This window comes from Terriglobia bacterium (genome assembly GCA_020072785.1).
Classification (GTDB): domain Bacteria; phylum Acidobacteriota; class Terriglobia; order Acidiferrales; family UBA7541; genus Acidiferrum.
This window is the reverse complement of record JAIQGG010000004.1, coordinates 165,391-179,093: the sequence shown is the minus strand read 5'-3', so window position 1 is coordinate 179,093 and position 13,703 is coordinate 165,391. Positions and strand designations below refer to the sequence as shown.

The window sequence follows — 13,703 nt, the reverse complement described above, 5'->3', positions numbered from 1 at the left end:
GATGGCTCCGGGAAACACCCTGCAGGAACTGCACAAGCTCGGCCAGTCCATCTGGCTCGATTTCATCCGCCGCACCCTGGTCACCAGCGGCGAGCTGCAGCAGCTCGTCGACGCCGGCCTCCGCGGCATGACCAGCAATCCCACCATTTTCGAAAAGGCCATCGCCGGCAGCAGCGACTACGACGAAGCCCTGCGCCAGGCCCTGGCCGCCAATCCCGCCATGGACACCGTTCCCCTCTACGAGCGCCTGGCCATCGAGGACATCCAGATGGCCGCCGACGTCCTCCGTCCCGTCTACGACTCCACCAACGGTGCCGACGGCTTCGTCAGCTTCGAGGTGGCCCCGGACTTGGCCTACAACACCCAGGTCACCCTCAGCGAAGCCCGCCGCCTGTGGAAAGCCATCGCCCGCCCCAACCTCATGATCAAGGTGCCCGCCACCAAGGAAGGCGTCTTCGCCGTCGAAACGCTCATCGCCGAGGGCATCAACGTCAACGTCACCCTGATGTTTTCCCTGGCGCACTATGAAGCCGTGGCCCAGGCCTACATCCGCGGCATCGAGAAAAACAAGAATCCCCAGGGCGCCGCCTCCGTCGCCTCTTTCTTCGTCAGCCGCGTGGACACCCTGGTGGACAAAGAGCTCGAGCGCAACGGCTCCCCCGACGCTCTGGCCCTGCGCGGCAAAGCCGCCATCGCCAACTCCCGCATCGTCTACCAGCGCTTCCAGGAAGTTTTCGAAAGCCCCCGTTTCCAAAAACTCGCGGAAAAAGGCGCGCGCGTGCAGCGCCCGCTGTGGGCCAGCACCGGCACCAAGAATCCCGCCTACTCCGACGTCCTCTACGTGGACGAGTTGATCGGCCCGCACACCGTCAACACCCTGCCCCCCGCCACACTCGAGGCCTTCCGCGATCACGGCGCCGTCAAGCTGACCCTCACCGGCCGCTTGGCGGAAGCCCGCCAGGTTCTCGCCGGGCTGGCCAAAGCCGGCATCGACCTCGCCGCCATCACGGAGACCCTGCAAAGCCAGGGCGTCACCCTTTTCGCAGACTCCTACAAACAGCTCCTCACGGCCCTCGAAGCCAAGCGCGAAAAGATCGCAGATGTTCGATAGCCCCGTAAATCCCCTGCGCATAAGCCTCGGCTCCGCGCAGCGCGCCGCCGACCAGCGCCTCGCCGATTGGGACGCCACGGGCTTTGCCCGCCGCCTCTGGGCCAAGGACCACACCCTGTGGGCCAAGGAGCCCGCGGAAATCGTCAACCGTCTCGGTTGGCTCACGCTGCCCGACGCCATGCAGGCGCACGTCCCCGCTATCGCCGCTTTCGTGCAGGAAGTCCGCGCCGCCGGATTCGAGCACGTCGTCCTCCTCGGCATGGGCGGCTCCAGCCTAGCTCCGGAAGTCTTCTCCAGGACCTTCGGCCACACCGCTGGCTACCCCGCGCTCACCGTCCTCGACAGCACCCATCCCGACGCCGTCCGCGCCGTGGAAAAGAGCGTGAACCTCGAACGCACGCTTTTCGTCGTCTCCAGCAAGTCCGGCACGACCATCGAGCCCAACTCTTTCCTCAACTATTTCTGGGCCCGCGTCGCCGAGAAAACCAAAATCCCTGGCAGCCACTTCGTCGCCATCACCGATCCCGGCACGGTCCTGGGCAAGCACGCCGCGGCGCGCAACTTCCGCCGCGTCTTCGAAGCTCTCCCGGATGTCGGCGGCCGCTATTCCGCGCTGACCCACTTCGGCCTGGTCCCCGCCGCGCTCCTCGGCGTGGACGTCGCGCGCTTCCTGCAGGCGGCCAGCCGCATGGCCCAGGCCTGCGCCGGCACCGTGCCCGCAACCAGCAACCCCGGTCTGGTTCTGGGCGCAGCGCTCGCGGAACTGGCCCGCGCCGGCCGCGACAAAGTCACTTTTGTCACTTCGCCCTCGCTGTTCCTGCTCCCCGCCTGGCTCGAACAGCTCATCGCCGAAAGCACCGGCAAGAACGGTAAAGGCATTATCCCCGTCGCCGGCGAACCCCTCGGCGCTCCGGAACAATACGCCCAGGATCGCGTCTTCGTCTCGCTGCGCGCAGCGCAGGATGCCGATGCCGGCCAGCAGGCCCGCCTGAAGACCCTCGAGACCGTGGGCCACCCGGTGATCCGCATCGAATCTGGGGAAAACAGCAACCTCGGCCAGGAATTTTTCCGCTGGGAAGTGGCCGTCGCCGCCGCCGGCGCCGCTCTTGGTGTTCAGCCTTTCGACCAGCCGGACGTCGAGCTGGCAAAAACTCTCGCGCGCCAGGCCATGGCCGGCGCGGCGCAGGGCGCCGCCGCAGACGCGCCGGTCCTCGCCTCCGACCGCGCCGCGCTGCAGAAAGCCGTCGCGGACTGGCTCGGCACAGCCCAGCCCGGCGACTACATCGCCTTGCAAGCCTATCTCGCTCCCACCGCCGCCACCACCGTGGCGCTCGCCTCGCTCCAGAAGACCCTGCGCGACACCACGCGCCTGGCCACCACCCTCGGCTACGGCCCGCGCTTTCTGCACTCCACCGGACAGTTGCACAAGGGCGGCCCCAATACCGGCCTCTTCGTGCAGTTTCTTGACGAGCCCTCCGAGCCGCTGGCCGTCCCGGAAACCGACTACACCTTCGCGCAGCTCATTCAGGCGCAGGCCCTCGGCGATTTCCAGGCCCTGGCGCAGCGCGGACGCCGCATCCTCCGCGTGCAGCTCGGCCGCGACGCCGCCACCGGAATCAAATCGTTCGAAGCGGCCGTGCACGGCTGACCCGTGAGGCGGCCACAGCGAATGCGCAATCGCCTGCAGGCGCCGCTGCTCTTCCTGCTCCCCCTGGCGCTTGTGGCTCCCGTCTCCTTACGCGCAGCCCCGCCCGCACGGCAGGAACCCGCGCCGCCGCAACTCGCCGGGCCCGGCGCCACCCTGCGCGCCATCATCGCCACCGGCCGGCTGGACGATCTGCGCTGGCCCGATTTCTCCGACTATCGCTCCGAGCTTCGCGATTTCTACCTCCCCACAAATTACGCCCTCGCCTGGTCCGCGAACGCCGCGCCCACTCCCCAGGCCCTGGCCCTCTTCGACGTCTTCCGCTCCGCCGATGACAAAGGGCTGAATACCGAGGACTACGACGGCCCGCGCTGGGCCGCGCGCATCGAGCAGCTGCGCCAATCGCCCACCCCCGGCAATCTCGAACGCTTCGACGCCGCCGTCACTGTCTGCCTCATGCGCTACATCTCCGACCTGCACATCGGCAAGGTCAACCCGCGTTATTTCCATTTCGGCTTTGACATCGAGCACAAGAAATACGTCCTCTCCGAATTCGTCCGCGAGCGTGTCGTGCGCGCTACCAGTGTGAAAGCCGTCCTCGCCGGCGTCGAGCCGCCGTTCCCCGTCTATCGCCGCATCCAGCAGGCCTTGCAGCACTACCTCGCCCTGGCCCGGCACGATAGCGGCGAACTCCTGCCCGTTCCCCCGCGCGCCGTGCGCCCCGGCGCACGCTATCCCGGCCTCCCGCGCCTGGCCCAGCTCCTGCGCCTGCTCGGCGATCTCCCCCTCGAAGCGCACGTCCCGCCGCGCACGCGCATCTACCGCGGCGCGCTGGTGCTCGCCGTCAAGCGCTTTCAGGAACGCCATGGCCTGGAGCCCGACGGCCTCCTCGGCCCGGACACCCTGGCCCAACTCAATACCCCGCTCGCGCGCCGTATCCGCCAGTTCCAGCTCACTCTCGAGCGCCTGCGCTGGCTCCCTCACGAATTCGCCCAGCCTCCCGTCGTCGTCAATATCCCCGAATATCGCTTGCGCGCCTTCGATGAGAACCTCGGCGTGGCCCTCTCCATGAACGTCGTCGTGGGCCAGGCCTACGGCTATGAAACCCCGGCCTTCGCCGACTCCATCGGTGAGGTTGTCTTCCGCCCCTACTGGAATGTGCCGCTTTCCCTGCAGCGCGACGAGATCCTTCCCGCCCTCGAAAAAGATCCCGCCTACCTCGTCAAGAACGATTTTGAAGTCGTCACCCACGCCGGCGAGCTGGTCACCGGCGAGCTGACCCCGGACGTCCTGCGCCAGCTGCAGGCCGGCACGCTCGAGGTCCGCCAGCGCCCCGGCCCCAAGAACGCTCTCGACGGGGTCAAGATTCTCTTCCCCAATTCCTACGACGTCTACCTGCATGGCACGCCGGCAACGGAGCTTTTCTCCAAAGCGCGCCGCGACTTCAGCCACGGCTGCATCCGCGTGGAAAATCCCGCGCTGCTCGCCGCCTGGGTTCTGCGGCATAATCCCGGCTGGGACCTGGAGAAGGTGGAAGCCGCCATGCAGAGCGGAGTTGACCGCTTCGCGGTCACACAAGCAAAGGATAACCAGCACGTGCGCGTGGCCACCCCCATCCCGGTGCTCATCTTCTATGCCACAGCCGTCGTCACGGAAACCGGCGAAGCGCGCTTCTTCGACGACCTCTACGGCTACGACGCTGCCTTGGAACAGGTGCTGGCCCGCGGCTACCCCTATCCGGCCAAGTAGCCCCGGAGCCGTTTCCCGCGCAGCCCATTCCCCCAAAAAGTGGTAAATTGCTAGCGATGATGGACCCAGCGGCGGCCCGCCTTCTTCCCACCGCCGCATCTTAGGAGACAACGAGTCATGGCAACCACGCTCAGCAACAGCCAAATCACCCAGTATCTCGGCGATAAGGCGGACTACCTGCTCGGCTTCAAAGCGCCGAAAATCGCCAGGGAGCGCCTGAACCTTCCCGGGCCGGACTTCATCGACCGCGTGGGCTCGCTCTCGGACCGCAACAACCGCGTTCTCGCCAACCTGCACCGCATGTACTCCACCGGGCGGCTGCGCGGCAGCGGCTATCTCTCCATCCTCCCCGTGGACCAGGGCATCGAGCACTCCGGCGGCGCCAGCTTCGCCAAGAACCCCGACTACTTCGACTCCGAAAACATCGTCAAGCTGGCCATCGAGGGCGGCTGCAACGCCGTGGCCTCCACCTTCGGCGTACTCGGCTCCGTGGCCCGCAAATACGCCCACAAGATTCCCTTCATCGTGAAGATCAACCACAACGAGCTGCTCACCTATCCCAACAAGTTCGACCAGATCATGTTCGGCACCGTCAAGCAGGCCCACGACCTGGGCGCCGCTGCCGTCGGCGCCACCATCTACTACGGCTCCCCGGAAAGCGCCCGGCAGATCGTCGAAGTCAGCCAGGCCTTCGCCCACGCCCACGAACTGGGCATGGCCACCGTCCTGTGGTGCTACCTGCGCAACAGCGCTTTCAAGAAGGACAAGGACTACCACGTCTCCGCCGACCTCACCGGCCAAGCCAACCACCTCGGCGTCACCATCGAGGCCGACATCATCAAGCAGAAGCTCCCGGAAAATAACGGCGGCTTCCAGGCCCTCAATGCCGAAGGCTCCAGCTACGGCAAGTTCGACAAGCGCATCTACACCGACTTGTCGAGCGACCATCCCATCGACCTCTGCCGCTACCAGGTGGCCAACTGCTACATGGGCCGCGCCGGGCTCATCAACAGCGGCGGCGCTTCCGGCGCCAACGACTTCGCCGAAGCCGTGCTCACCGCGGTCATCAACAAGCGCGCCGGCGGCATGGGCCTTATCTCCGGCCGCAAGGCCTTCCAGCGCCCCATGAAGGAAGGCGTCTCCCTGCTCAACGCGATTCAGGACGTCTATCTGAGCCCGGATGTAACCGTGGCGTAAGCGCGGCAGAAAGCACAACGGGTTCCACCCGAGGAGGCGGCCGCCCGCGGAAATTTCGCGGCGGCCGCTTCTCTTTAGGTAGACAAACGCAAGGCAGGCAACCGGCTTACTTCCGTACGTTTCGCTCGCCCATCCACACGTAGACCCGCTGCGCCGGAGAGTAGAATGGGCGAAATTAAATCAATTATTTGAGAAATCAAACAGAATCTTGCGGCGCCCCACCCGGCTTCAGAGCGCCCCTTCGCGCTCCCCGGCCCGCATCTCGTCCGCGCTGTACCCCAGGCTCTGCAGCACCTCCCGGGTATGTTCCCCCAGCAGCGGCGGCGGAAGCCGGTAGCTCACCGGCGTATTCGCAAAGTTCACCGGATTGGCGATGCTCTTCACCGGCCCCAGCGCCGGATGCTCCAGTTGCACGATCAGCCCGCGCGCCAGCGTCTGCGCATCCTCCAGCGCTTCGCCCACCGTGTGGATCGCCGCCGCTGGGATGTCCGCCGCCGCCAGTCTCTCCCGCCAGAAGCCCGCCGGCTCCTGCGCAAAGCGCTTCTGCAGCTTCTCGATCAGCTCCGTGCGGTTCGCAATGCGCAGCGCGTTGCTCGCAAATCGCGCGTCGCTCCCCAGCTCTTCTTCCAATCCCATCATCGGGAGCAGCCGTTTCCACTGCTCCTGCGTCCCCACGCCCACCACGAAGTGCCGCGCGTCGCTTCCGCGGAACACCTGGTACGGCACGATGTTCGGGTGCGCGTTTCCCCAGCGCCGCGGCAATTCCCCCGCATTCAGGTAGCTGCTGCCCGCGTTGGCCAGCCACGTCAGTTGCGCATCGAACAGCGCCACCTCCAGGAACTGCCCCTGCCCGCTTCTCTCCCGCGCGAACAGCGCTCCCAGTATCCCCATCACCGCGTACATCCCGCAGGTCATGTCCGCGATGGCGATTGGATAGCGCATCGGGCTGCCTTCCGGCTCCCCGGTAAAGCTCATCACTCCCGCTTCGGCCTGCGCCAGGATGTCGTACCCCGGCATCCCCGCTTTCGGCCCCGTAAATCCGTATCCGGTAATGCTGCAGTAGATGAGCCGCGGATATTTCGCGCACAGCGTTTGCGGATCGATCCCGCGCTTCTCGAGCGACGCCAGCACCGGCTGGTTCACCACAAACACGTCCGCCGTCGCCAACAGCCGCTGCAGCATCTCCGCGCCGCGCGGCTGATCGTAGTTCAGCGTCAGCGATCTCTTGTTGCGATTGGCGGCCAGGAAGTACGCCGATTCGCTGCCCACAAACGGCGGGCCCCACCCGCGCGCCTGGTCGCCCACGCCCGGCCGCTCCACCTTGATCACGTCCGCGCCAAAATCGCCCAGCAACATGGCGCAATACGGCCCGGCCATGGCCTCGGTCATTTCTACTACGCGGATGGAATCGAGAACGGGGGTCACAGGCGGGAATTATAGCCGACATCTGGAACTGCGCGCGTGCTCCGCAGGAGGAAGCCCCCTTCCCCCGCGCCGTGCCGCGATGGCCCGGTGGCCGCCTTAGGCGGCGACCGTGGCGGAATTGCCCGCCGTTTCCGTGCGCCGCGCATTCTCCGTGGCCCGCAGCCGCTGCAGTCCCAGCAGCGCCGCTCCCAGCGCGCACACGTATTCGGCGTTCTCGGGAACGTGCACTGTCACCTTCAGCCGGTTCTCGAGCGCCCGCAGCATGCCGCGCTGCCGCGCCACCCCGCCGATGAACACCAGGTCCTTGCCCATCCCGGTGCGCTTCAGCAGCATCCCGGCGCGGTCGGCCAGCGATTCGTAGATCCCCGCCAGAATGTTCTCCAGGCTCACCCCGGCGCTAACGTGGTTGATGATTTCGCTCTCCGCCAGCACCGCGCAGATGCTGCTGATGGCCTGCGGCTTGTCCGCGTCGAGCGCTTTTTCTCCGGCCTGCTCCAGCGGAATTTCCAGATACTTGGTGGCCCGCGCGATGAAGCTCCCCGATCCGGCCGCGCACTTGTCATTGGACTTGAACTGGTTGACCCGCCCGGTCTCCGTCAGCGTGATCGCCCGCGTGGTTTGGCTGCCGATGTCCAGCACGCAGGTGGCATGCGGATAGAGGAACCGCGCGCCGCGCGCGCTGCTGGTGATTTCCGTGATCTGGATGTCGCGGAAAGAGACGGCATGCCGCCCGAAGCCCGTCGCGGCTACGTAGCGCACCTCCGCATCCCGCTGCCCGGCCGCTTCCAGCGCCGCGGCCAGCGCTTCGCGCGCCGCCTTCTCCATCTCCACTCCCGTGCGCAGCGATGCACGCCCCAGAATTTCAGGCGCGCCCTCCGCCGCGGGCGTTTGCCCGTCCGCCGAAGCCACTCCGATCACCACCGCCTTGGTAAATCCCGTGCCGACGTCAATTCCCGCGATTCGCAACATGCGCACCATCCTGGACTCCCGGTTGGGAATCCTGATCCATTTTTTCCAGAGCATACAAAGCTGCGCCAATCGCTCCCGCAAAATGCGCCAGCGGGCTGATCTGCAGTTTCACTCCCAGCACGTCCTCAAGCGCCTTCACCATCCCCACGTTGCGCGCTACCCCGCCGGTCATGGTGATCGCCGGCTCGACCGGCACGCGCCGCGCCAGAGAGACCGTCCGCCGTGCGATCGCCAGGTTCACACCGCTCAGCACGTCTTCCGCCTTCTTTCCCTGCGCCAGATAGGAAAGAATGTCCGACTCGACGAACACCGTGCACACCGTCGTGATCTTCACCGGATTCTTTCCCTTGAGCGAAAACGGCCCCATGTCATCGAGCGGCATCGCCAGCACATCGGCGGCGTTGGCCAGGAACCGCCCGGTCCCCGCGGCGCATTTGTCGTTCATCACGAAATCCAGCACGTTCCCCTCTGGGCCGATGCTGATGGCCTTGCTGTCCTGCCCTCCCATATCGATCACCGTGCGCGTGTTGGGAAAGAGAAAATGTGCGCCGCGCGCGTGGCAGCTGATCTCCGTCATCTGCGTATTGCCGAACTGAATCTTGTACCGCCCGTAGCCCGTGCCCACCACGTAGCCCACTTGCTCCGGCGCAATCCCGGCCTCCTTGCACGCCGCCTGAAAGCCGTTGCCCCCGGCCTTCTGCACGTTCGCGCCGGTATCCACCAGCGCCGTGGCGATCATCTTCTTCTCGTTCCCGTCGTCCTGCAGGATGACCGCCTTGGTCTGCGTCGATCCGACGTCCACTCCCGCTGCATAGCGCATCGTCTTCACCTCGCTCCTCAATTCAAGACCTTCAACTTCGGACTCTGGGTGGGAACCATGGGAATGCCCGAGCCCGCCCTTCCCGCACCCAGTTGCGCCACCGTGCGCGCCGGGGCATGCCCCAGCGATTCGAAAAACGCGTCCATGCGGTTCTTGATCTGCGCCTCGGAGAAGTAGCGCGGGTCCTCGATGTCCGACTCGAGATACAGCGTCGGGATCCCCAGCTCCTTCGTGAAGTAATCGCGCATGTCTCCCTGCCCCGCAGAAAACAGCCGGCAGCTCTTCACGAAGTGGATGATCAGCCCGTCCGCGTTCCACTCCTCCACATACCGCCGGATCTGGTCGTAGCGCTGCAGGTAGTTGCGATTGGTTACGTTGTTTTCGATCATGTGCAGCGCGATCGCCTCGAACGGCTCCGCGGGATCGTGCCGGAAACCGAACTCCCACAGCCCGCCCACCGTCGAATATGTCGAAGCCACCGCGCACGCTCCCCACTTCGCGAACATGTCCCGGAACGTGCGGAAGAACGGATACGGCGGCGGCCCTTCCAGCACCACCCGGAATTTCTCCTTTTCGAACGGCCCTTCGCCGCGCTCCACCATCCCCTCGTATTCTTTCAGCGCCACCTCGAAAAAGTGCACCCCGCGCGGATTCGCGCGATACACATACAGCGGCCCCATCAGCGAGATGGCGTCGAAATACGCATCATAGGGAGACGGTTTTTTCCTCGAGAGATGCTTGATGCGCGACCACAACTCCTCCACCCGCGCCGAATTCCGCACCGCCTCCCGGAACCGGTCCATGTCGAATTTCTTCCCGCTGATCTGCTCCAGCTGCTTCACCAGATCGTGCAGCTGCCGCACCACGTAGGCAATGTCCTCCTTGCTCGGCGAATCGGTGCGCAGAAACGGCACGTCCAGCATGAACAGCGGCGACTTCTGAAACTCCGCGATGTGCTCGAACCACTTCGTATAGACGTTGCATCCCACGAAATTGCACAGCGCCAGCGCGGCCACCGGAAGCTTCCCTCCGGCGGGCGTGATTCCCTTCACCATGGCCCCGATATCCGCCTTCACGTAGGCGCAGTTGTCGGTGGCGTAACCCATCTCCTCCGCCACCAGAATCGGTTCGAGCGACTGCCGCCGGATGGCCAGCTGCAGCGCGTTCACCTCCGGATACAGCGGCAGCAAGTCGAACGCCTCCAGCAACTCGACGCAGTTGCCGGAAATCATCAGCGACACCGCCGGCGGCTTCCCCGTCGTCGCCGATTCGTCGAGCTTCTGGTACCACTCGACCATCATCTCCTTCTGCAACTGGTGAATCTGCCCGCGATAATCGGTCTTTTCGGTGTTGGACATGACTCCCTCACTCCCCGCTCACTCAAAGAGCAGGGATTCCACAAAGGTTTCCACTTCCATCCGGAAGCGGTCGAACGTGTAGGCCTTTTCCTCGAATTCCAGCGGCAGATGCGGAATCTTCGCCGCTTCCAGCTCGCGCTTGAACAGCACGTAATCGAAACAGGCCGGCTCGCAGAATTTCGCGGTCAGAAAAACCACCGCCTGGGCTTTCGCATGCTTCACTTTCTCGACCAGCTGCTTCTGGCGCGGATTCCGGTTGTCATGCCGCACCGAGGAATACACCGAGCGGTCCTGATAGCTCTCCGCCAGATTCATCAGCGGATCCCCCTCCACGGGTATATCCGAGTTGAACCAGCGCCGCCCGAGGATAAAATCGTCGTCCGCGATCGTGCAGCCCGCTTCTTCCATCACCCGGATGAGGTCCAGCGGCGGCTGCTCGCAGAACGAGCCTTCGACCACCACGCGGATGGCGTCGCGCCGCTTGCCCGTCCGCCCCGGCAGCTCCTCCAGCACTCCGCGTAGCCATTCGTTGTGCGTCTCCACCGGTACGAAATTTCCCGCGCGCATCAGGACGTACAGCTCCCAGGTCCGCAACCGCTCGGGATACTCCCTGCGAAAATCGTACAGCCGGCGCAGCAGATTGCGGTTCTCATTGAACACCGCGATGGAGTTGCGCAGCGCTTCGTCGCTGATCGTTTTTCCGGTCAGCTCCTGGAGATGCCCGATCAGCCGCCGGTATTCACTGGCCAGAAAATCGTGGCTGGCCGTTCCGTTGGGATTGTGTGGCAGGTGCAGAAAGTCCACGTACTTGCCCGGCTGGTTGCGCTTGATGACGAAGGCCAGATTGCGCGCCGAATCGCAGATGGTTGAAAACAGCAGCCCGTCCATCAGCGCCAGCCGGTCGGTCATGGCCAGTTCCAGCGTGCTCTTTACGATCGAGCAGATGAACGAGCCAAAGCGCGCGTCGGCGTGCTGTAGCTCCAGCCCATCCCCGGCGCCGTGCAGCGCCACCGGAAGCATCCCTCCGGCATGAATGATTTCGCTCGGCGCGTACACTGGAAAATAGCCGATCACCCGCCCGCCGGGATGCTCCTGCTTCCAGGCGGCCACCGTGGGGAAGGTCAGGTCGCTGACCAGCGCCATGCATTGGTCGAACGTTCGTTCAAAATTGAAGGCCAACGTTTCCGTCATCCTCTTCCTCCTGCCTCTTCCCTACCCCACCATCGTCAATCCGCCATCCACGCTCGTGACTTGCCCCGTGATGTACCCGGCCGCATCCGACGCCAGGAACACCGCCAGCGGCGCGATCTCTTCCGCGCGCCCCAGCCGCTTCAACGGGATGGCTCCGATCACCGCCCCGATCACTTTCCCGCCAAACTCTTCCTTCTGGATCTCCGCCAGCAGCGGCGTATCCACCAGCCCCGGACAGATCACGTTCACCCGGATATTGTCCCGCGCGTGTTCCCGCGCCAGCGTTTTCGAAAACGCCACCACCGCAGCCTTGGCCCCGGCATACACCGCTTCGCCCATCGATCCCACCCGCGCCGAATCCGAACTGATGTTCACGATGCATCCCTGCTTGCGCTCTTTCATGTGCGGCAACACAGCATAACAGGTGTGAATTACTCCGCGATAGTTAATCCCGATGATGCGGTCCCACAGCTCCGGAGTGGTCTTCAGAAACGGCATCAGCCGGTCCCACCCTGCGCAGTTCACCAGCACATCGATCCGCCCCAGCTGTACGATCCCCGCATCCCGCAGTTTCTGGGCATCCTCCAGCCGCGTCACGTCCGCGCCCGCTGCGAACACTTTCCGTCCCGTCGCCCGCGCAATTTCCCCAGCCGTGGCTTCCGCTTCCTCCGCGCGCAAATCACCGATAAGAATATCCGCACCGGCCTCCGCAAAGGCCTGTGCCAGCGCCCGCCCGATCCCCCGGGCCCCCCCGGTGATCACCACGGCCTTGCCCTGTACGCTCCCCGCAGTCATCAGTGTAGGTGGCCTTCCACAAGATGCATCTTGGCCGCGGGCGCGGCGGCTACTTTTGCGGCCGGCGTCTTTTCCTCCAGCCCGAATAGCTCCACCGCATTACCCCGCAACAGCTTCTGCTTCGTCTCTTCCTTCAAGCCCAGTTGCTCCAGCTGTTCCAGGTTCTCTTTCCACGGCAGGCCATTCGTACCCCACAAGCAGCGGTCTCTTCCCATGCGGCTGTTGATGAACTGCAGCACCTGCGGCGGAAGGTACTTGGGCATCCAGGCGTCCACCCCCAGCCAGATGTTATCCCACTTATAGCAGACCGAAACCAGCTCATCCACCCATGGCCAGCCGGTATGCGCCCCGATCAGCTTCAATTGCGGAAAGTCGCACGCCACGCGATCCAGATGCATGGGCCGTCCGCCTTCGCTGGGCATGGCTTCCAGCACGTGCCCCACCTGCAGCGATACCGGCACGCCCAACTCTTCGCACTTGGCATACAGCGGATACATCTTCTTGTCGTCCAGCCCGATGTCGAACCCGTAGATGTGTACGTACACGCCTTTGAAGTTGTGCTTGGTCACCGCGGTTTCGATTTCCCGCAGGCTGTCCTTGATGCGGAAGGGGTTATACCCGGCAAGGCCCACGAAGCGGTTGGGATATTTTTCCGTGTATTGCAGCACGTCCTCGAGCTGCGTATCCATATACATCCACTTGCGCCAGTACGACCACATCTTGCACTGGGTAATGAAAACCTTTTCCACACCCGCGGCGTCCATCTTCGCCAGCATGGCCTCGATGGACTCATAGCGCGGCAGCCCGCCTATGGCGCGTTCCATCCGGCACAGTAGTTCGCCTTCTTTGGCCTTGTCCCAGCGCTCCATGAACTCCTGGGTGGCCACGTAATACATAAAGTCGATCGCCTGGATGTCCATGCACACTCTCCCGATTTCGCCCAGCCTACGCAGCGCCGCACATCATTGCTGTGACCTACGTCACACAGGGCTTGTGAGATTGCCCAACGCTCCGCAACTTCCGGCCCCTGCCAGGACTCTCTCCAAAGGCCCCATGTTACTCTAAAGACCTTAAAATCAGTTAATCCCGCTGCTGCAAGAAACTGCCCCCAAACTCTCCGTCCTCCCTCCGCCCCCACGTTTCCGGCAGCGTCCCATGCTCCCGCCGACGCAGCGCCATTTCCAGCACTGCATTTCCCACAGTATTTCCTCCGCCGCCGAACCCGCCACCTGCGAAAAATGAGACCGCTGTCCACCAGCCTTTCGGGACAGATCGTTCCCACTCGGTACAGAGCTGCGGGGGCAATCCGTCCGGATGCTTCCGGCACAAAAATTCTTGCAGGTCTGTCTTGGTGCTATCCTTTGCGGACTTCGCACTCGCGGAACGCTGGAGTGCACCCTGCGGCTTGATCAGTGAGGATCGTCCGTGCCAAAATATGCATGA

The 13,703-nt window shown here is 64.2% G+C and carries 11 protein-coding genes; 4 read left to right on the top strand and 7 right to left on the bottom strand.

The annotated features are described in order from the left end of the window. Window position 1 precedes the first annotated feature (1 nt). From tal to LAN61_12270, 4 genes are all read left to right on the top strand, one after another. Window positions 2-1,111, top strand: a complete 1,110-nt coding sequence (gene tal, locus LAN61_12285) for a transaldolase (GenBank protein MBZ5541285.1) — start codon at window positions 2-4, stop codon at window positions 1,109-1,111. Further along, a complete protein-coding gene (locus tag LAN61_12280; protein ID MBZ5541284.1) occupies window positions 1,101-2,759 on the top strand; it encodes a hypothetical protein in 1,659 nt (552 codons plus the stop codon). Before tal ends, LAN61_12280 begins: the two co-directional genes overlap by 11 nt. Window positions 2,760-2,780: 21 nt before the next feature. Beyond that, window positions 2,781-4,505 (top strand): L,D-transpeptidase family protein, encoded by a 1,725-nt coding sequence (locus tag LAN61_12275; GenBank protein MBZ5541283.1) that lies wholly within the window; start codon window positions 2,781-2,783, stop codon window positions 4,503-4,505. Window positions 4,506-4,622: 117 nt separating this feature from the next. Continuing rightward, window positions 4,623-5,702: a class I fructose-bisphosphate aldolase gene (locus LAN61_12270; GenBank protein MBZ5541282.1), complete on the top strand. Its 1,080-nt coding sequence runs from the start codon at window positions 4,623-4,625 to the stop codon at window positions 5,700-5,702. A 228-nt stretch (window positions 5,703-5,930) separates the two neighbouring features. On the opposite strand, the gene LAN61_12265 is transcribed toward LAN61_12270, so the two are convergent. The 7 genes from LAN61_12265 to LAN61_12235 form a co-directional block, all read right to left on the bottom strand. Beyond that, entirely contained in the window at window positions 5,931-7,127 is a 1,197-nt protein-coding gene (locus LAN61_12265) for a CoA transferase (protein ID MBZ5541281.1), read from the bottom strand. 96 nt (window positions 7,128-7,223) lie between these two features. Further along, a complete protein-coding gene (locus tag LAN61_12260) occupies window positions 7,224-8,096 on the bottom strand; it encodes an acyl-CoA dehydratase activase (protein ID MBZ5541280.1) in 873 nt (290 codons plus the stop codon). After that, on the bottom strand, window positions 8,074-8,925 hold the full coding sequence (locus tag LAN61_12255) for an acyl-CoA dehydratase activase (protein ID MBZ5541279.1): 852 nt from the start codon (window positions 8,923-8,925) through the stop codon (window positions 8,074-8,076). The genes LAN61_12260 and LAN61_12255 overlap by 23 nt, the downstream gene beginning before the upstream one ends. 8 nt (window positions 8,926-8,933) lie before the next feature. Then, a complete protein-coding gene (locus LAN61_12250; GenBank protein MBZ5541278.1) occupies window positions 8,934-10,274 on the bottom strand; it encodes a 2-hydroxyacyl-CoA dehydratase family protein in 1,341 nt (446 codons plus the stop codon). An 18-nt stretch (window positions 10,275-10,292) separates the two neighbouring features. Next, on the bottom strand, window positions 10,293-11,465 hold the full coding sequence (locus LAN61_12245; protein MBZ5541277.1) for a 2-hydroxyacyl-CoA dehydratase: 1,173 nt from the start codon (window positions 11,463-11,465) through the stop codon (window positions 10,293-10,295). 21 nt (window positions 11,466-11,486) lie between these two features. Next, on the bottom strand, window positions 11,487-12,260 hold the full coding sequence (locus tag LAN61_12240) for an SDR family oxidoreductase (GenBank protein ID MBZ5541276.1): 774 nt from the start codon (window positions 12,258-12,260) through the stop codon (window positions 11,487-11,489). After that, window positions 12,260-13,180 (bottom strand): amidohydrolase family protein, encoded by a 921-nt coding sequence (locus LAN61_12235; GenBank protein MBZ5541275.1) that lies wholly within the window; start codon window positions 13,178-13,180, stop codon window positions 12,260-12,262. The genes LAN61_12240 and LAN61_12235 overlap by 1 nt, the downstream gene beginning before the upstream one ends. Between the last annotated feature and the right edge of the window lie 523 nt (window positions 13,181-13,703).